The 18,245-nt window shown below is 60.6% G+C and carries 16 protein-coding genes; 10 read left to right on the plus strand and 6 right to left on the minus strand.

Annotation, left to right across the window (positions count from 1 at the left end):
* Position 1 precedes the first annotated feature (1 nt).
* Positions 2 to 1,402: an alpha,alpha-trehalose-phosphate synthase (UDP-forming) gene (locus tag GRF63_RS07650; RefSeq protein WP_160485457.1), complete on the plus strand. Its 1,401-nt coding sequence runs from the start codon at positions 2 to 4 to the stop codon at positions 1,400 to 1,402.
* A gap of 21 nt (positions 1,403 to 1,423) precedes the next feature.
* Here the strand turns inward: GRF63_RS07650 and GRF63_RS07655 are convergent, their stop codons facing one another.
* Together GRF63_RS07655 and GRF63_RS07660 are read right to left on the minus strand one after the other, a co-directional pair.
* Entirely contained in the window at positions 1,424 to 1,846 is a 423-nt protein-coding gene (locus tag GRF63_RS07655) for an MAPEG family protein (RefSeq protein ID WP_160485458.1), read from the minus strand.
* Positions 1,847 to 1,937: 91 nt separating this feature from the next.
* On the minus strand, positions 1,938 to 2,909 hold the full coding sequence (locus GRF63_RS07660; protein WP_160485459.1) for a threonine ammonia-lyase: 972 nt from the start codon (positions 2,907 to 2,909) through the stop codon (positions 1,938 to 1,940).
* A gap of 282 nt (positions 2,910 to 3,191) precedes the next feature.
* Here GRF63_RS07660 and GRF63_RS07665 point away from each other — a divergent pair, with 282 nt between their 5' ends.
* Positions 3,192 to 4,247, plus strand: a complete 1,056-nt coding sequence (locus GRF63_RS07665) for a 1,9-bis(guanidino)-5-aza-nonane synthase (protein WP_160485460.1) — start codon at positions 3,192 to 3,194, stop codon at positions 4,245 to 4,247.
* Positions 4,248 to 4,268: 21 nt separating this feature from the next.
* On the opposite strand, the gene GRF63_RS07670 is transcribed toward GRF63_RS07665, so the two are convergent.
* On the minus strand, positions 4,269 to 5,225 hold the full coding sequence (locus tag GRF63_RS07670; RefSeq protein WP_160485461.1) for a DUF3137 domain-containing protein: 957 nt from the start codon (positions 5,223 to 5,225) through the stop codon (positions 4,269 to 4,271).
* A gap of 100 nt (positions 5,226 to 5,325) precedes the next feature.
* Between GRF63_RS07670 and GRF63_RS07675 the strand changes: the two genes are divergently transcribed.
* Both GRF63_RS07675 and GRF63_RS07680 read left to right on the plus strand, forming a co-directional pair.
* Positions 5,326 to 5,877 carry a LemA family protein gene (locus GRF63_RS07675; protein ID WP_160485462.1) on the plus strand — a complete coding sequence of 184 codons (552 nt, stop codon included), beginning with the start codon at positions 5,326 to 5,328 and terminating at the stop codon, positions 5,875 to 5,877.
* Positions 5,878 to 6,020: 143 nt separating this feature from the next.
* A complete protein-coding gene (locus GRF63_RS07680) occupies positions 6,021 to 7,226 on the plus strand; it encodes a type III PLP-dependent enzyme (protein ID WP_160485463.1) in 1,206 nt (401 codons plus the stop codon).
* 22 nt (positions 7,227 to 7,248) lie between these two features.
* On the opposite strand, the gene GRF63_RS07685 is transcribed toward GRF63_RS07680, so the two are convergent.
* The 3 genes from GRF63_RS07685 to murI all read right to left on the minus strand — a co-directional run bounded on the left by GRF63_RS07685 (position 7,249) and on the right by murI (position 11,666).
* On the minus strand, positions 7,249 to 9,351 hold the full coding sequence (locus tag GRF63_RS07685) for a putative bifunctional diguanylate cyclase/phosphodiesterase (RefSeq protein ID WP_237392390.1): 2,103 nt from the start codon (positions 9,349 to 9,351) through the stop codon (positions 7,249 to 7,251).
* Between the two features lie 194 nt (positions 9,352 to 9,545).
* The gene (hemA, locus tag GRF63_RS07690; RefSeq protein ID WP_160486262.1) at positions 9,546 to 10,766 is read right to left on the minus strand and encodes a 5-aminolevulinate synthase; all 1,221 of its coding nucleotides are present in this window, start codon (positions 10,764 to 10,766) and stop codon (positions 9,546 to 9,548) included.
* Positions 10,767 to 10,871: 105 nt separating this feature from the next.
* A complete protein-coding gene (gene murI / locus GRF63_RS07695) occupies positions 10,872 to 11,666 on the minus strand; it encodes a glutamate racemase (protein WP_160486263.1) in 795 nt (264 codons plus the stop codon).
* 71 nt (positions 11,667 to 11,737) lie between these two features.
* On the opposite strand from murI, the gene plsY reads away from it, so the two are divergent.
* The 6 genes from plsY to GRF63_RS07725 all read left to right on the plus strand — a co-directional run bounded on the left by plsY (position 11,738) and on the right by GRF63_RS07725 (position 18,230).
* Positions 11,738 to 12,391 carry a glycerol-3-phosphate 1-O-acyltransferase PlsY gene (plsY, locus tag GRF63_RS07700; protein WP_160486264.1) on the plus strand — a complete coding sequence of 218 codons (654 nt, stop codon included), beginning with the start codon at positions 11,738 to 11,740 and terminating at the stop codon, positions 12,389 to 12,391.
* Positions 12,388 to 13,488: a DNA-processing protein DprA gene (dprA, locus tag GRF63_RS07705; RefSeq protein WP_160485465.1), complete on the plus strand. Its 1,101-nt coding sequence runs from the start codon at positions 12,388 to 12,390 to the stop codon at positions 13,486 to 13,488. Before plsY ends, dprA begins: the two co-directional genes overlap by 4 nt.
* Positions 13,481 to 13,852: a hypothetical protein gene (locus GRF63_RS07710; RefSeq protein WP_160485466.1), complete on the plus strand. Its 372-nt coding sequence runs from the start codon at positions 13,481 to 13,483 to the stop codon at positions 13,850 to 13,852. Before dprA ends, GRF63_RS07710 begins: the two co-directional genes overlap by 8 nt.
* 97 nt (positions 13,853 to 13,949) lie before the next feature.
* On the plus strand, positions 13,950 to 16,547 hold the full coding sequence (topA, locus tag GRF63_RS07715; protein ID WP_160485467.1) for a type I DNA topoisomerase: 2,598 nt from the start codon (positions 13,950 to 13,952) through the stop codon (positions 16,545 to 16,547).
* The gene (locus GRF63_RS07720; protein WP_160485468.1) at positions 16,547 to 16,729 is read left to right on the plus strand and encodes a hypothetical protein; all 183 of its coding nucleotides are present in this window, start codon (positions 16,547 to 16,549) and stop codon (positions 16,727 to 16,729) included. The genes topA and GRF63_RS07720 overlap by 1 nt, the downstream gene beginning before the upstream one ends.
* A 94-nt stretch (positions 16,730 to 16,823) precedes the next feature.
* Positions 16,824 to 18,230, plus strand: a complete 1,407-nt coding sequence (locus GRF63_RS07725; RefSeq protein WP_160485469.1) for an MFS transporter — start codon at positions 16,824 to 16,826, stop codon at positions 18,228 to 18,230.
* The last annotated feature ends 15 nt before the right edge of the window (positions 18,231 to 18,245 follow it).

Raw genomic sequence — 18,245 nt, forward strand, 5'->3', positions numbered from 1 at the left:
ATTGCCACGTCTTGTTGTTATCTCGAACCGCGTTGCCGTACCCAAGGCGCGCGGGGTTGCGGGAGCGCAGGGCGGGCTTGCCGGTGCTCTGAATTCCGCGTTGAAGGCCAATGGCGGCATCTGGTTTGGCTGGTCCGGCCAGGAGACAGAGGAATTCACCGGATCGATCAACTACGTGAAGTCTTCGGACGGCGTGACCACGGCCACCATCGATCTGGAAACGCAGGATCTTGACGAATATTACAACGGCTACGCCAATTCCACGCTGTGGCCGCTGTTTCACTATCGCATTGATCTGACGAAGTACGAACGCGAGTTCGGCAAGGGGTATGAGCGCGTAAACGAGCGGTTTGCCGAAAGTGCGCTGCCGCTGATTTCCGATGGCGATCTGGTGTGGGTGCATGATTATCACCTGATGCCGATGGGCGAGCGCCTGCGATCCATGGGCGTGACAAACCGCATGGGCTTTTTCCTGCACACGCCGTGGCCGCCCACCAATCTGTTCGTATCGCTGCCCTATCACGAGCGCCTGGTGCGAGCCTTGCTGCATTATGACCTGCTCGGCTTCCAGAACGACACCTGGCTGGACAGCTTCCTGCACTATTGCTGGAAGGAACTGGGTGCGGAGGTGAATTACGACACTGGCGAAGTGACGGTTGACGGCAAGACCACCATCGCGCGCGCCTATCCCATCGGTATCGATTACGACTTTTTCACCGCAAAGGGCGAAACCGGCGAAGCGCGGCAGGCCTCGCAGCGATTGCTATCCTCCACCCGCCACCGCACCGCGATGATCGGCGTGGATCGCCTCGATTATTCCAAGGGTCTGCCAGAGCGACTGGACGGCATTGCCCGCTTTTTTGATCGGCATCCGGACCGTGTGCGGGACCTTGTGTTCATCCAGATCGCGCCGCCCAGCCGGGAAGATATCGGCAGTTACCAGCAGATCCGTGAAACGCTGGAGCAGAAGGCGGGCCAGATCAATGGCGCGCGTTCCGAAGTGGATGTGGTGCCCATCCGCTACGTCAACCGCGGGCATACGCAGGAAGAGCTTTACGGCTTCTACCGCGCCGCAAAGATCGCCCTTGTCACGCCATTGCGTGACGGGATGAACCTTGTGGCGAAGGAATATGTCGCGGCGCAAGACCCCGAAGATCCGGGCGTGCTGATCCTGTCGCGCTTTGCCGGCGCGGCGCAGCAACTGGATTGCGATGGGGAGGGCGCGCTGATGATCAATCCGCACAGCGCGGACGATATCTCCCACAACATCCGCCTTGCGCTCGATATGCCATTGGCAGAGCGCAAGGTGCGTTACGAGAAGATGATCGTAACCGTGCGCGAGGAAAACGTGCAGCGCTGGACCGAGAACTTTATCGAGGACCTTGCCGATACCGGCCAGTGATCGCCTGGCCGATCGGTCGCCCTAAATCGTGATCAGCAGCGCGCGGACTGCCATGATCGTCAGTGTTATGCTGGAAATCATGAACAGCGTGATGCGGATGGGGATCGTGTTCACCAGCGATTGCCAGAACGAATGCACCACGCGCACGCCGACATAAAGCCAGGCAAGGATAAGGTCGAACTGCGATCCGCCTACCAGCGCAAGGATGATGACAATCGCATAGAACACCGTAGGTTGTTCCATCAAATGATTGTAATTATGCGCTTTCCACTGGATATTGTCCGGGATAACCCCGTCCAGATCTGCGCCACGACCACCGCGTGACTGTTCAGACGGCATCTTCAATTTCGCCAGCGCAGGCAGTCGCGTTGCGGCCATCCATACCAGCATGATCATGGACCACACAGCAAGCGCGGCAGCCGGGGCAAGCATTTCGATGTTCATAGGTAAGGTCCTCTCCCTGGATCGGGGTGGAGCCTGCGTGTTCAAAATTACATTGTCAATTGCAACGCAACGCGGGCCTGTGCAGCTTTAATCAGCTGTTTGCGATCACCTTGGCGAATTGCTGCGGATCGACATTGCCGCCGGAGAGGATGATGACCGTGGTGCCATCCAGCTTTGCCTTGCCAGCCAATGCCGCCGCCAGCGCCACCGCGCCGCCCGGTTCCAGCACAAGGCGCAGGTTCGCAAAGGCAAAGCGCTGGGCTTCCTTCACCTCCTCCTCCGTCGCGCGCAGTCCGTGGTCGCAGCGCTCTTTCAACACGGCAAAGTTGATCGGGCTAGTCTGAAAGGTTTGCAGGGCATCGCAAGCCGTAGTCGGGGGACAGGCGCCAACGGACTGGATCGCCCCTGTTTCGAGTGAGCGGCATACGTCGTCCCAGCCTTTGGGCTCCACCGGCACGATCTGCGCCTCAGGGCAGGCGAGGGCGAGGCCGGCGGACAATCCACCACCGCCGCAACAGGCCAGGATGCGGGTAGGAGGCGGCGCGCCCTGCTGCTGTAATTGCGCAAGCACTTCGATCCCGGCGCTGCCCTGTCCCTCTATCACCCATGCATCCGCGAAAGCGTGGACATAGGCCGCCCCCTTTTCCGCCGCGAGTTTCTGGGCGATTTCCTCACGGTTCTGCGTCATCCGGTCATAAGTCACCACCGTTGCGCCAAGCTGCTTCGTCCGCTCCAATTTAATGGGCGGGGCATCGCGCGGCATGACGATGGTGGCCTCTATCCCCAGTCGCCGTGCTGCCCAGGCAACGCCCTGCGCATGATTGCCGCTGGACACTGCGACAACGCCCCGCGCTCTCTCATCCTCGTCCAGCGCGCTTAGCCGGTGCCACGCCCCGCGTATCTTGAACGCGCCCACGGGTTGGAGGCATTCCGCCTTCACCCAGACCTGTGCCTCTCCGATTTCGAGCGGGATAAGCGGCGTTGCAGGCAGTATGGCGCTTACCTTGCGGGCTGCCTTAAGAACGCCGTCACGGGTTGGCTGTCGGATAGTATGCTCAGTCATCGGGCGCCATTCTATGGCGAAACTGGCGATGGGTGGCCAGCGCCTTCACGCTTTCCTACCACGGGCCTCGCGAACATGCCGCCGGGATGCTTTTCACTCCGGCCAATTTCCGCAGATATCCCCGGCTTGTCGCACAGTTTGCAGGTGCCCCAAAGTTTTGGGTCAGGACAGTGTTCCAGGTGTTCCACATTAGTTGGAAAACCCCTTCCATTTGGCAGCATTTTAGGGAACGGGGAGCCGCGCATCCCGTTTTCCGGGCAAGACGGACAGGAGAATACCACAATGACCGATTCGAAGATCAACGACACGCGCAAGGCAGAGCTGCTTTCCACCACTGTCGAGCATATCGACATCACCAGCTTCGATGCGCGGCCGATCATCGATTCGATGAAGAAGATGAGCTTCACCAGCCGCGATCTGGCCAATGCCACGGGCATCTACAACCAGATGCTGGAGGACAAGGATTGCACCATCTTCCTCGTCATCGCCGGGTCCACCAGCGCGGCGGGCTGCATGGATCTGTATGCAGAGCTGATCCGATCAAACATGGTCGATTGCGTGGTAGCCACCGGCGCCACCATCGTGGACATGGATTTCTTCGAAGGCCTTGGCCACAAGCACTATCAAGCGCTTGAAATTCCTGACGATGATACGCTGCGCAGCCTGTATATCGACCGTATCTACGACACTTATATCGATGAAGAGCAGCTGCAGGATTGCGACTTCACGATCAACAAGATCGCCAATTCGCTTGAACATCGCGGCTATTCAAGCCGCGAGTTCATCCGCGAGATGGGCAAGTATCTTGTCGAGAACGGCAAGAAGGAAAACAGCCTCGTCAAGCTGGCGTATGAACATGACGTGCCGATCTTCTGCCCCGCCTTCGTGGACAGCTCTGCCGGTTTCGGCCTGGTGAAGCACCAGGTCGACCAGATGGAGAAGGGCGAGGGTTACATGATGATCGACGCGGTGGCCGATTTCCGCGAGCTGACCCAGATCAAGATCGAGGCTGGCGAAAGCGGCCTGCTGATGATCGGCGGCGGTGTGCCCAAGAATTTCATTCAGGACACGGTGGTTTGCGCCGAGATCCTGGGTCACGAGGATGTATCCGTGCACAAATACGCGGTGCAGATCACCGTGGCTGACGTGCGTGACGGCGCCTGTTCATCCTCCACGCTGCAAGAGGCAGCAAGCTGGGGCAAGGTGAACACCGGCATCGAACAGATGGTGTTTGCAGAAGCCGGATCGGTCATGCCGCTGCTGGCAAGCGACGCCTATCACCGCGAACACTGGAAAAGCCGTGACAAGCGCCGTTGGGCAAAGCTGTTCGACAAGTAGGGTTGGTGCAATCGTGGCGGGCTATCTGTAGCCCGTCACCGGTTCCCTGCTGTTAAGCTCTCTGGCCAGATCCGCGATGCGGCGAAACTGATTGATAGTGGTTTCCATCCGGCGCCGATCATTGCGCGCGTCGATATGGCCGCTTTCGAACATATTGCCGGTTTTCAGGGTCACCACCAGGCTGCCATCGTGGAAGATCGTGGCAACATCCTCGCCCTGATAGCTGTCCTCCACCGCGATCAGCCGCTCAACATACAGCGGGTCGATTAGGTGCCGCGCCTCGGTCTGGTCTGAGGTGTAGATGTCGAACTTGTCCTCGAAATCGGGATGGGTCATCTCGGCATAATCAAGCTGCTTGCCGATCACCTTGATGGAGTCTTTCTTGGTGCCGAAGAAATGCTTGTAAGCATTGTTGCGCACCAGCAGTGTGGTGCCATAGAAACGGCGGGAATAGCCGACGCTCATCACCAGTCCGCGAAACACGGTGACCCAGCGCTTGTTCTTGCCGGAGCCTCTGCGCTCCTCCAGCTTGGCCTCGTGTACGGTGATGGCAATATCGCCCAGCTGGCCGCTCCAGTGGTCTTCAAAATGGGCGCGATCGTACTTGGGTAGGAGCTTACATGATTTCGCCAGTTCGAACGCGGCATCCGGCTCGCAATCGTGGCGGTATTGCAGGTCCAGCGCATCGGCAATCGCCTCGTTGATGCCGATTTTTACTGCTCTCACGGCATTGGTCACCGGCCTTTGCGCCCATGCAAATGCGATCCCGCCCAGAACCGCGGTGCCCCAGATGACGGGCATTAATTCCATCTGGAACGCTATCAGCACAAACAGAGCAAGCGGCAGCAGAACGATGAGAACCAGAAACCGCCGGTTCCAGGTCTTTTTCTTGGCATCCGCGCGAACCTGTTCCTGGTCAACCAGCCACTGGCCCAGCGGACCGGCCATCAACAGGTCCACATCCGGGTGCTCGATCATGCAATTCCCCCCTTTTCATGAAGACTAATAGCGAAACCTTTGCCTTTGTCCGCCATCATGGCAAACCTTCATCTATCAAGGTTGAGTTTGGGGGATCATCATGGAACTGATTATCGCGATTATCGTCATCGTGCTGCTGCTGCTGGTGCTGATCGGCATTTATAACAGGCTGGTGGCGCTGCGGCAGAACGTGAACCAGGGCGTGGCCGATATCGATGCGCAATTGCGCCAGCGGCATGACCTGATCCCCAATCTGGTGAGCACGGTAAAGGGCTATGCCGCGCATGAGCAGGATACGCTCGAGGGCGTAATCACCGCGCGCAACATGGCAGCGCAAGGCTCCATCAATTCGCAGGACGAGGCGCAGCTGCGCGTCGCGCTGGATCGGCTGCTTGCCCTTGGGGAGGCTTATCCAGAACTCAAGGCATCCAGCAACTTTCAGGAATTGCAGCGAGAATTGTCCGATGTGGAAGACAAGCTGGCGGCCGCCCGCCGCGCGCTGAATGCCGCGGTTTCCCGCTACAACACGGGGAGGGAGAGTTTCCCGGCCGTGATGTTTGCCGGCGCGATGGGCTTTGAGGAAGCCGATTTCCACCGGTTGGACGACAGTGAAAAGGGCGTGGTGGACCAGGCGCCGAAGGTGCAATTCTAACGGCGCTTCCAATCGGGGCTCGACCCAACCGATTTCTCTTGCAATTCAGCCGATGCGGCTTAAATGCGCGCTTCCGCTGCCCCAAGGGATTCCCACCGCAAGGCAGCTACTTGTTCGGTTAACACCTTAGGGGGTCCCTTGAATTGCTCCAGTATCCTGATGCCAAGGCTGTAGTCCGCGCTCTCGAGCCGGACGAACCCGTGACCCTACTGCGCCCGCATGCGGCGTCGCGCGCTGCCCGCTTCTTTACAGATAAGTTTCCGGGCAAGGCGATGTATGCCGTGAAGGCGAACCCGTCGCCTGACCTGATCCGCATCTTGTGGGATGCCGGCGTCACGCATTACGATGTCGCCTCCATCGCCGAAGTGCGGATGGTGCGCGATACGCTGCCCGATGCGGTGCTGTGCTTCATGCACCCGGTGAAGACCAGCCGCGCCGTTCGTGAGGCTTATTTTCAGCATGGCGTGAAAACCTACAGCCTCGATACGCTGGAAGAGCTGAAGAAGGTCGTGGAAGCGACCACGGCTGAAGACGGCACGCGGGCCAAGGATCTGAACCTGCTGGTCCGCCTGCGCGTTTCCTCCGAACATTCCGAGCTGTCGCTTGCCGCCAAATTCGGCGTGGATCTGGCCGATGCAGCGCCGCTGTTGCAGGCTACCCGCCAGCATTGCGATGCGCTGGGCATCTGTTTCCATGTCGGCAGCCAGGCGATGACGCCGTTTGCTTATGTGCAGGCGCTGGAGCGTGTGCGCGCCGCCATTGCGGAGGCCGCAGTGACCGTTGACATCATCGATGTTGGCGGCGGTTTCCCCAGCGTCTATCCCGATCTCGATCCGCCTGCGCTGGAAGATTATTTCCGCCTGATCCACGAGCATTTCGAGGCGCTGCCGATCTCCTATTCGGCAGAGCTGTGGGCAGAGCCGGGCAGGGCGCTTTGCGCTGAATATTCCTCCATCATCGTGAAGGTGGAAAAGCGCCGCGGAGACGAGCTGTACATCAACGACGGCGCCTATGGCGCGCTGTTCGATGCAGCCCATGTCGCTTGGCGCTTCCCCGTAACGGCACTGGAAGACGATCTGCTGCAGCCGCTGGCCGAGTTCGCCTTCTACGGGCCGACTTGCGACGATGCCGATTACATGAAGGGACCCTTCATGTTGCCGGAGGATATCCAGGCAGGCGATTATATCGAGATCGGCATGCTGGGCGCCTATGGCGCGGCGATGAAGACCGCGTTCAACGGCTTTGGCGCGAGCGAGGCCGTGGTGGTGGCGGATGAGCCCATGTTCAGCCTCTATCGCGGTGATCGCCCCGATCCGCGCGAAAGCGACAATGTGGTGAGCCTGCGCTGATTGTGCGGAGCGGCGCGGCCTGTCAGCTGCGCTGCACCGTCACCTGCATGAATTGTGGTTGGCTTCCTGAGCCACTACCCAGCATGGAGTCCGGGTAATTGCCCGGCGGCAGGGATGTTAGCGGCATACCGGCAGCGGCCAGCACATAAGGTGACACACGGTGGCGCGTGCACAATCCGCCGGAGCCATCGCTGATAAGCGGGTTTTCGAATTCCACACCGATGGTGGAATCTTCAGACCGGCGCACTTCGCATACGGCCAATTGGCCGCCGCCAAGATCCAGCACCAGGCCGGTGCCTACCGGAACCCCGACCAGGCCTTCGATGCGAGATCCTGTCTTGCTGAGATCGCGCATCACCGCCTCGTAGCGGTGATCTTCGTGGATCACGCCGATGCGGCGGAAAACGCTGCGACGCTCCGGGCGATATTGATCGGGTCCGCTGGGCTTGATCTTGAAACCGCCATTGGCGATTTCATCGAGGATTTCGGCCTGTGGGCGAGCTTTTGAGTAGATCCAGCCCTGGATGTACTTCGCGCCCTTTTTGCAGACGAGATCGAACTGGTCGAACGCCTCGACGCCCTCGACCGTCACATCCATGCCCAGCGCATTGGACAGGCCGATGATGGCCGAGATGATCTTGGCGCTGTTCTGATCCTTTTGCGTACAGCTATCGACGAAGCTCTTGTCCACCTTCAACTTGTCGAACGGGGCGGAGCGCAAATAGCTGAGCGAGGAATAGCCGGTGCCGAAATCGTCCAGCGCCAGTCGAACGCCGATCCTTTTCAGCTCGGCAAAAGTCTTTTCCGTCGTTTCCAGATCGCCGACGAAGACTGTTTCGGTCAGCTCCAGTTCCAGCCTGTCCGGGTCCAGCCCGGTGGCTTCCAGAGCCTGCGTCACGCCAGCAACGAAGGTCTTGTTGGCAAACTGCTTTGCCGACACGTTCACGGCGATGCGCACGGTTTCAGGCCAGGCCGTTGCGTCCTCGCAAGCGCGGCGGATGGCCCATTCGCCCAGCCGGTTGATCAGATCGGAATCCTCTGCAACCGGGATGAAGTGGTTGGGGGGAATATTCCCCTTTTCAGGGTGTTCCCACCGCATCAGCGCCTCGAAACCAACGATGGAATTGTCACTGGTGCGCACAACGGGCTGGTAATGCAGCTTGAGGGTTTCGTTCTCCATCGCCTCTCGCAGATCGTCCAGCATGATCTGGCGTTCCTGCTCCACGTCCTTCAGTTCCGCGGAATAGAAGCGATACATGCCGCGGCCACCGTTCTTCGCGGCATAAAGGGCAAGGTCGGCAGAGCGGGTCAGCTCATCGCGTTCCAGCCCGTCATAGGGCGCGATGGAAACGCCGACTGAGGCACCGATGATGGCTCGCTTTCCTTCCACCTGATAGGGGGAGGACAGCATTTGAATGATCTTGTCGGAGAGTTCGCCCAGCTCTCCACGGTCGTCCATATCGGGCAGGATAACCTGAAATTCATCGCCGCCAAGACGGCCGATTTCGCCGCGATTGCCGATTACGGAGCGCAGCCTGTCACCCACTTGGCGCAAAAGATCGTCACCGGCGGGATGGCCCATCGTGTCGTTCACATATTTGAACTTGTCGAGGTCCATCATCAGCAGCGCGCAGGATCGCTTTGCGGATTTGTATGCCGCAAGCGTGGAATCCAGTCGGCGATCCATGCGGTGGCGATTGGCAAGACCGGTGAGCGCGTCGAACTCCGCCGCGCGCGAATCCTCCAGCTTTCGCTGGAACTCCAGCGTGATGTCCTTCGCGCTTCCGCGATATCCGTGGAAGGTGCCGTCTTCGGAAACTTTCGGGTGGCCGCTGAGCGCCCACCACTTGGGGCGATCGGTATCGGCCCCGAACTTCACCACCAGATCGGATAGCTTGTTGCGGGCCGAAAGCTGGAAGTTCAGCGGCCGGTCCGATTTCTCATCCGGGTTGGAGCGATCGACCTCGAACAGCTCCACCAGCGGTTTCCCCAGCATGGCGGAAGGTTCGCGGCCCAGGCTCTGGATTGCGCGTTCGGAAAGATAGATCAGGCGACCTTCGGCGTCGCTTGCCCAGATCCAGCCAATGCCGGCCTGTTCAAAGTCGTCCAGAACCTCCCGGCGCAAAGAATCGTCTGCGACAACCTTTTCTCCAGTGAGTCCTCTGAAAAGACCTCTGACTGCCATTTCGATCCATCAATCCTATACGCGCCGTAATCCGGCATCCATAGGAACGCTGTGGCATGCAATGGTTAATTAGCGGCTAAATCTATCGTGAAATTGCCCGTAGGCGAGGGTGCCTTTGAGCGAGCTGAGGCAGGTCAGGCGGCTGCGCGCAATTCCAGTTCCAGCCGGTCCCAGATCTCCACCAGGGCCTTGGTCAGCTCTTCCATCATGGCCTCGCTGTGGGCGGGGCCTGGGGTGAAGCGAAGCCGCTCCGTTCCGCGCGGCACCGTGGGGAAATTGATGGGCTGCACATACACGCCGTATTCGGCCAGCAGGATATCGCTGATCTTCTTGGCCCGCACGGGATCGCCCACCATCAGCGGCACGATATGCGTGGTGGAATCCATGACCGGCAGGCCCGCGTCGCGCAGCTTCTGCTTCAGCATGGCGGCTGCAGCCTGCTGCGCATCACGCTCCTCGCAGCTGCCCTTCAAATGCTTTACCGAGGCGAGCACGCCTGCGACCAGCACCGGGCTGAGCGAGGTGGTGAAGATGAAGCCGGGCGCATAAGAACGAATGCAGTCGATAACCTTGCGACTGGAGGCGACATAGCCGCCCATCACGCCGAATGCCTTGCCCAGGGTGCCTTCGATCAGATCGATACGGTGTGCAGCATCGTCCCGTTCGGAAATGCCGCCGCCGCGCTGGCCATACATGCCCACGGCATGCACTTCGTCGATATAGGTGAGGGCGTTATACTTTTCCGCCAGATCGCAGATCGCGTGGATCGGTGCCACGTCGCCATCCATCGAATAGACGCTTTCGAAGGCGATGACCTTGGGCGTTTCGTGATCCTCGGCAGCCAGAAGCTGCTCCAGATGCTCGATATCATTATGGCGGAAGACGCGCTTCTCGCAGCCGGAATTGCGAATGCCGGCAATCATGCTGGCATGGTTCAGCTCGTCAGAGAAGATCATGCAACCCGGCAGCAGCTTCGCCAGCGTGGAAAGCGTTGCATCGTTGGAAACATATCCGCTGGTGAACAGCAGCGCGGCTTCCTTGCCGTGCAGGTCTGCCAGTTCGTTTTCCAGCTCGATATGGTAATGCGTGTTGCCGCCGATGTTACGAGTGCCGCCGGAGCCAGCGCCAACATCGTGCAGCGCCTCTTCCATCGCTTCCACCACCTTGGGATGCTGGCCCATGGCGAGGTAATCGTTGGAACACCACACGGTGATGGGCTTGGGGCCGTTATGCCCGGCAAAACAGCGGGCATTGGGGTAGGCGCCCTTGTTGCGCAGGATATCGATAAAGACGCGGTAACGCCCTTCGGAATGCAGACGGTCAATCGCCTGGTCGAAGATCTGGTCGTAGTTCAGCGTACCTGTCCAAGCTGCGCCGCATCCAGAATCGCGGCTGTTCACGCGGCGGATTTAGTCAATAACGATGCGATTTTAAAGCCCGGAGTTTGCGAACCACTCGCATTAAAACCGCGCAATTCTGCCGATGCCAAATTGTGCCAAACCGTGCAGCAGGGCGGGGTCATCCTCTCCCTCGCCGGTGACGATGGCCAGATCATCGCCCTGTCGATCAAATGACTGGCCTTGCGTGAGAAAGGCGATGCGGCGCGCGATGCCTTGCGCACCATCGATAAATTGCACCTGCTCTCCGAAAGCCTCGGCCAGTTCATCCTGCACCAGCGGAAAGTGCGTGCATGCCAGCACGACTGTGTCGATATTTTCGCCGCCATCCTGTTGCCGCAAGCCATCGGCCGCGCGCCGAAACACCGCGGGATCGGGCGTCTGGTCACGAAGCTTGCATTCAGCAGCAGCCACCAGTTCGGGCGCGGCATGGCGCAGCAGGCGGCTACCATTGGCGAACTTGGCTTCAAGATTGTCGACATAGGCCTGCCGAATGGTCGCCGCAGTGCCCAGCAGACCGATGGTGCCCGTCTTCGTCATCGCGGCGGCAGGTTTGATGGCGGGAACGGTGCCCACGATGGGCGTTTCCAGCACATCGCGCACCATGCCCAGCGCTATGGTGCTGGCAGTGTTGCAGGCAATGCAGATCAGGCGCGGTTGATACCGTTCTGCCAGGCGGCCCAGCAGCCCGGCGACCCTTGCGGCAACCTCGGCCTCCGTCTTCTCGCCATAGGGCAGACCTGCCGTATCGGCGGCATAGATGACCGGCGCCTGCGGCAATTGTGCGCGCAGGGCAGATAGCACGGTAAGCCCGCCAAACCCCGAATCGAACAGCAGGATGGGGGAATTCGAATTGATTTTCTGCACTTTGTGCTAACCCTGCGCTTGTGGAATGAAGGCCATTACCGTTAACGGTGCGCTATAAGACAATGCCGTCTCCGAACAAGCTTGCGACGGGCAGGAGTAGTAATTTGGACCAGATTTTCGGACTGCTGATAGGTTATCTGGCAGGCTCCATCCCGTTTGGCCTGTTGCTGGCAAAGGCCGGCGGCATGGGCGACATCCGCAATATCGGCAGCGGCAATATCGGCGCGACCAATGTGCTGCGCACGGGATCAAAGAAACTGGCGGCGGCCACCCTGCTGCTGGACCTGGCGAAAGGCTTGGTGCCTGTTCTGGTGGCAAAGGCGCTGTTCGATCAGCCCGCCGGAATGCCCGATGCCATGTTCGGTGCTGCGCCGCTGGCAGCGGTGGGCGCGGTTTTGGGCCATTGTTTTCCAATCTGGCTGGGTTTCAAGGGCGGGAAGGGCGTGGCCACCAATCTGGGCGTTTCGATCGGCCTCGCCTGGGAAATCGGGCTGGCCTATGCGCTGGTGTGGCTGGCGGTTGCCTATTTCTCGCGCATCAGCTCGCTGGCCGGAATGTGCGCTGTTGTTGCGGCAGCGGTTGCGGCGGCCGTGCTCGGCTACGTGGCCTATGTGCCTGCCCTCGGCGTGATTGCGGTGCTGGTGCTGTGGCTGCACCGCGCCAATATCGGGCGGCTTTCTCGCGGAGAGGAGCCGAAGATCGGGCAGGGCAAATGAGCGAGGCTCCGTCGCTTTCTCAGGAAGAGGCTTTTGCCCGCATCCGGCTGCTGCGCTCTGCCAACATCGGGCCTGTCAGCTATCGACAGTTGCTGCGCCGGTTCGGCACCGCGCGGGAGGCTGTGGAGGCTCTGCCGGATCTTGCTGCACGCGGGGCGAAGCGGAACTACAAAGCTGCCGAGCGGGAGCGGATAGAGCGCGAGGTGCAGGCTGCGCGCAAGGCAGGGGCACGATACCTGTTTCACGATCAGCCCGATTACCCGGCCAATCTGGCTGCGCTGGATGGCGCGCCGCCGATCGTCACCATGCGCGGCAACCTGTCGCTGGCATCGCGGCCCTGCGTGGCGCTGGTGGGTGCACGCAATGCCTCTGCCGCCGCAGTGAAGCTGGCGCGCGATTTCGGAAGGGAGCTGGCCTCGGCAGGCTTCGTCGTCGTGTCCGGCCTTGCCAAGGGCATTGACGGGGCCAGCCACGAAGGCGCGATGCCAAGCACGATTGGCGTCATCGCCAGCGGTATCGACATCGCCTATCCCGCGCAGCACGCCAAATTGCAGGAACAGATCGCGAGCGAGGCCCTGCTAATTGCAGAAGAGCCACCGGGAACGGAGCCGCGCGGCCAGCAATTTCCAAAGCGCAATCGCATCATCGCCGGGCTGGCCCTTGGCACGCTGGTGGTGGAAGCCGCGCCAAAGTCCGGATCGCTGATCACCGCGCGGCTCGCCGGTGAAGCGGGCAGAGAGGTGATGGCGATACCGGGCCATCCGGCAGACAGCCGGTCCCACGGATGCAACCAGTTGATCCGCGAAGGCGCCGTGCTGGTGCAATCGCCTGATGACGTGGTGGAATTGCTGTCCGGCTTCGACGGGAAACCTTTGTCTTCCGTGCGCGAAAACACCGATGAATTCATCTACAGCGATACCGATGACGAGATGCCAGCCGGCGACATTGCCGCAATCCTCTCCTCCGCGCCGGTCTCCGTTGACGAGCTGGTGCGCCAGACGGGCACCACGCCGGGCACGGTGCAGATGGCGCTACTGGAGCTTGAGATTGCCGGACGGTTGGAACGCCACGCCGGGGGGCGGGTGAGCCTTGCCTGACCTATCCGTACCATCCGCCAAATTCGCACGCCGCGTTTACATCATCGCTGCGATCTACGGGTTCCTCGCCGTGCCCGCCCTTTATTTCACCGGTGCACCTGATCCGCACCGCTTGCTGTATTTCGCCTTTGCGGGAATTGCGCTGGTGTTTCAGGGCGTGTTCCTGGTTATCGCTCGCGATCCCTTGAAACACGCGGCCTTTGTACCGCTCACCGTGTTCGAGAAAATCAGCTTCGGCATTCCCGCGCTGGCATTCTGGTCCGAAGGTCAGGCAGGTGATGACATGGCATTGGGCGGAGCGGTGGACCTGCTGTTTGCCGGACTGTTCTTGATTGTGTGGCTGAAGCTGCGAAAGGCCGCTTGACGAATCTTTGCGAAGCGCACCACCCTCGCGCACACGTACACACATGCACACGTAAGGCCCGGTCCTGGGCCCAGTGTCAGGAATATCCGGAACCACAATGCAGCTTGTCATCGTAGAATCGCCAGCCAAGGCAAAAACCATCGAGAAATATCTGGGCGGAGACTTCAAGGTCCTCGCCTCCTACGGCCACGTGCGCGATCTGCCGCCCAAGGATGGCTCCGTCCGCCCGGACGAGGATTTCGCGATGGATTGGGAAGTCTATTCCGATCAGCGCAACCGCGCGCAGGTAAAAGCCATCGCCGATGCCGCCAAGGGCGCAAGCCGCCTCGTGCTGGCGACTGACCCTGATCGTGAGGGGGAGGCGATCAGCTGGCACGTGATGGACCTGCTGAAGAAGCGAAAGGCCCTGCCAACCAAGGTGGACCGCGTCACGTTCAACGCCATCACCAAGAAGGCCGTGACCGATGCGATGAAGGCCCCGCGTGAGCTGGATCAGGACCTGATCGACGCCTACCTTGGCCGCCGCGCGCTGGATTACCTGTTCGGCTTCACCCTCTCGCCTGTGTTGTGGCGCAAGCTGCCGGGCGCGAAATCGGCAGGCCGCGTGCAATCCGTGGCGCTTCGCCTGATCTGCGAGCGCGAGCGCGAGATCGAGGTGTTCAAGGCAGACGAGTACTGGTCCGTCACCGCGAAGATGGAGCAGGACGGCACCGGTTTCGACGCGCGCCTGGTACGCTATGACGGCAAGAAGCTGGAAAAGCTTTCCATCGGGGACAAGGGCACGGCTGACGCTGCAAAAGCTGCCGTGGAACAGGGCGCCTTCACGGTTGAGGAGGTTGAGACCAAGCCGCTGAAGCGCAATCCCGCACCGCCGTTCACCACCTCCACCCTGCAGCAGGAAGCCGCGCGCAAGCTGGGCTTTTCCGCCAGCCACACCATGCGCTGTGCGCAGACGCTGTATGAAGCGGGCGCGATCACCTACATGCGTACCGACGGCGTGCAGATGGACATGAGCGCCATCATGGCCTGCCGCGATGCGATTTCGGAACGGTATTCGGAAGAATATCGCCCGGAAAAGCCGCGTTTCTATTCCACCAAGGCGAAGAATGCGCAGGAAGCGCACGAGGCGATCCGGCCTACCAATTTCAGCAAGGATCGCGCCGGATCGGGCGATGATGCCAAATTGTATGCCCTGATCTTCAAGCGCGCGATGGCCAGCCAGATGGCAACCGCGCAGCTGGAGCGCACCACCGTCACCATGCGTGATCCCACCGGCAAGCACGAGCTGCGCGCCACGGGTCAGGTGGTGAAATTCCCCGGCTTCCTGGCCGTCTATTCCGAAAGCTTTGACGAGAAGTCGGAGGAGGATGACGACAACCTCCTGCCGGTGATGCGCAAGGGCGATGCACCCGCGAAGAAATCTGTCGAAGCCTTGCAGCATTTCACCCAGCCACCGCCGCGTTTTTCCGAAGCTTCGCTGGTGAAACGTCTGGAAGAACTGGGCATCGGTCGTCCGTCCACCTACGCCTCCACCATTCAGACCCTGCGTGATCGCGATTATGTGCGGATGGAGCAAAAGCGTTTCTTTGCAGAGGATTCTGGCCGTCTCCTCACAGCATTTCTGGAGCGTTTCTTCCCCCGTTATGTCGCCTATGATTTCACGGCCAGCATGGAAGACGAGCTTGACGAAGTGTCCGGCGGCCGCGCGCAGTACAAGGCGCTGTTGGCGGACTTCTGGCGGGACTTCAAACCCAAGAGCGACGAGGTGATGGAGCGCCAGCCTTCGGAAGTGACTGAGGTGCTGGACGAATTCCTCGCCGATTTCCTCTTCCCAGAACGCGAGGATGGCCATGATCCGCGCTGGTGTCCGCTCTGTGCGGAACAGAACCGCGAAGGCGGAGAACTGCACCTGCGCGGCGGGCGCTATGGCGCCTTCATCGGCTGCGTGAATTATCCGGAATGCAACTTCCGCCGCAAGTTCGGCCAGCCCGGCAACGACGATGGCAGCGAAGATGGCGCGATGGGTGAAGACCCCGAAACCGGCCTGCCGGTGGAGCGCAAGTCCGGCCGCTTTGGTCCCTATGTGCAGACGGGTGAGGGCAAGGACATCAAGCGCGCCTCCATCCCCAAGGACATTGACGATTTCGATCTGGAATGGGCGCTGAAGCTGCTGGCTCTGCCCCGCGTGGTCGGCCAGCATCCCGATACCGGCAAGGATATCGAGGCGGGCTTGTGGCGGTACGGGCCGGCCGTGCGGCATGATGGCGCTTATGGGAAGCTGCAGAACACGGCCGAGATATTCGAGATAGGCATGAACCGTGCAGTCGATCTGATCGCCCAGTCCGCCAAGACCAAGGGTGGCCGTGGCAGCCGTGAACCGCTGAAGGTTCTGGGCAAAACGGAAGCTGGCGAAGAGGTAAAGCTGATGGATGGCCGTTACGGCCCCTACATCACCGATGGCAGCGTGAACGCCACACTTCCCAAGGACAAGGACAAGGATTCGCTCACGCTGGAAGAGGCGCTGGTTCTGATCGCGGAGAAGGCGGCGAAGGCACCCGCTAAGAAGAAGCGCAAGGCTCCGGCCAAAAAGAAGGCTCCTGCGAAAAATGCGGCGGCAAAGAAACCTGCTGCGAAGAAAGCGCCAGCCAAGAAACCGGCGAAGAAAAAGCCCGCAGCCAAGAGCGAGGCGGAGTAGTGTCGAAAGAGCAATTCTCTCGGCACAAGCAACCGTGGAAATCGGATGAGGCGGCGCAGCTGAAAATGCTTGCCACCAAGGGGCAGGGCCTGAAGCAGATTGCCAAGGCCCTGAACCGCAGCGAGGAATCCACGCGCGATTTCGCCAAGAAAAACAAGATCGCCATCGCCAAGAAACGGTGATCTGTCAGCGGCGCAGCAAGCGAAAAGTATTTCTGACATCGCGCAATAAAATGCTGCACTTGCACAATCACTGGCGAAGTCGCACCTGTTGGCGATGAATGAGCATGGCGCGATACATCCGGGCGTGAACCCGGCGCGGGTGGTGGACGATCACCCAGGCTTGCCCAAGCCGCGCCGCTGGTGGGCCATCGCGGCCATCAGCTTTGGCACGGCCCTGCTCGTTCTCGATGGCTCCATCGCCAATGTCGCATTGCCTACCATCGCCCGCGATCTTGGCGTCAGCGAGGCCGCGGTCACCAATGTGGTGACGGTTTACCAGCTTGTGCTGGTGATGCTGCTGCTGCCGTTCTCCTCGCTGGGAGACAGACTGGGGCACCGGCGGCTTTATCAGGCGGGGCAGGTCATCTTCATGATCGCTTCTGCCGCGTGCTATTTCGCGGATACGTTTACAATATTACTGGTGCTGCGTGGCATGCAGGCCGTTGGCGCAGGCATGGCGCTGAGTGTTTCGGCAGCGCTGCTGCGGCAGATTTACCCCGCCTCGCGGCTTGGCGCGGGGCTGGGGTTCAACAGCGTGATCCTGGCCAGCTCTGCCGCCATGGCGCCGACGCTGGGTGGCTATATCGTCGGCCATCTGTATTGGGAGCTGATCTTTGTCGCTGCCGCGCCGCTGGCGGTGATTTCGTTGATGCTAGGGCGTTTCCTGCCGGATAACGAGCCGCGCAAGCAGCCATCCAATTTCATAAACGGTGCGCTGAGCGCGCTGACCATGCTGTTGCTGGTGGGCGGTATCCAGCTGGGCACGCATGAGCAATTGCCCTGGGGCATCGCCGTGTTCGTTCTTGGCGTGCTGGCCCTCCTGCTGCTGATCGCCCGTGAAAGGCGCCGGGACGCGCCGGTATTTCCCGTGGACTTGCTGGCAAAGCCGGTAATCGGGCTTTCGATCCTGGCCAATTTCAGCAGCTTCATTTCCGCCGGCCTCCTGATGCTGGCCCTGCCGTTTCGCCTGGAGAACGGCATGGGCTATGCACCGCAGACCGTGGGGCTCTTGCTGCTGCCATATCCGCTGACGATGCTGATCGTCTCCCCATTGGCGGGCTGGGCGTCTGACAGGATCGCGGCGACCAAGCTTGGGGTGACAGGCATGGTCATTGCCATCATCGGCCTGGTCCTGCTGTCCACCATGCCCGAACAGCCCGGAGCCTTTGGCATTGCCTGGCGCCTGAGCCTGACCGCGCTGGGCTTCGGTCTGTTCTTCAGCCCCAATTCCCGCCTGCTGATCGGTCGCGCCCCGCGGAACAGGGCGGCTGCGGCGGGCGGGTTGCTATCCACCTCCCGCCTGTTCGGGCAGACGATGGCGGCGGTTGTCCTCGGCATCGTGCTGGCAGGCGGGCTGGGCCTTGGTCCGACACCGCTTTATGTCTGTTGCGCGCTTGCCGTGGTGGCCGCGCTGGCCAGCATGGCGCGCTTCAGCCAGCGGGACAATCCGGCGAACAGGTAAGCAGGCCTTAAGGGC

The sequence above is a fragment of the Aurantiacibacter rhizosphaerae genome (assembly GCF_009807005.1).
Classification (GTDB): Bacteria; Pseudomonadota; Alphaproteobacteria; order Sphingomonadales; family Sphingomonadaceae; genus Alteraurantiacibacter; species Alteraurantiacibacter rhizosphaerae.

Bases quoted from the DNA above. Each gene is read 5' to 3' on its own strand.
- GRF63_RS07655 (WP_160485458.1), bottom strand. From the start codon at position 1,846: ATGAACATCGAAATGCTTGCCCCGGCTGCCGCGCTTGCTGTGTGGTCC.
- GRF63_RS07660 (WP_160485459.1), bottom strand. From the start codon at position 2,909: ATGACTGAGCATACTATCCGACAGCCAACCCGTGACGGCGTTCTTAAG.
- GRF63_RS07665 (WP_160485460.1), top strand. From the start codon at position 3,192: ATGACCGATTCGAAGATCAACGACACGCGCAAGGCAGAGCTGCTTTCC.
- GRF63_RS07670 (WP_160485461.1), bottom strand. From the start codon at position 5,225: ATGATCGAGCACCCGGATGTGGACCTGTTGATGGCCGGTCCGCTGGGC.
- GRF63_RS07675 (WP_160485462.1), top strand. From the start codon at position 5,326: ATGGAACTGATTATCGCGATTATCGTCATCGTGCTGCTGCTGCTGGTG.
- plsY (WP_160486264.1), top strand. From the start codon at position 11,738: ATGCCGTCTCCGAACAAGCTTGCGACGGGCAGGAGTAGTAATTTGGAC.
- dprA (WP_160485465.1), top strand. From the start codon at position 12,388: ATGAGCGAGGCTCCGTCGCTTTCTCAGGAAGAGGCTTTTGCCCGCATC.
- topA (WP_160485467.1), top strand. From the start codon at position 13,950: ATGCAGCTTGTCATCGTAGAATCGCCAGCCAAGGCAAAAACCATCGAG.
- GRF63_RS07725 (WP_160485469.1), top strand. From the start codon at position 16,824: ATGAATGAGCATGGCGCGATACATCCGGGCGTGAACCCGGCGCGGGTG.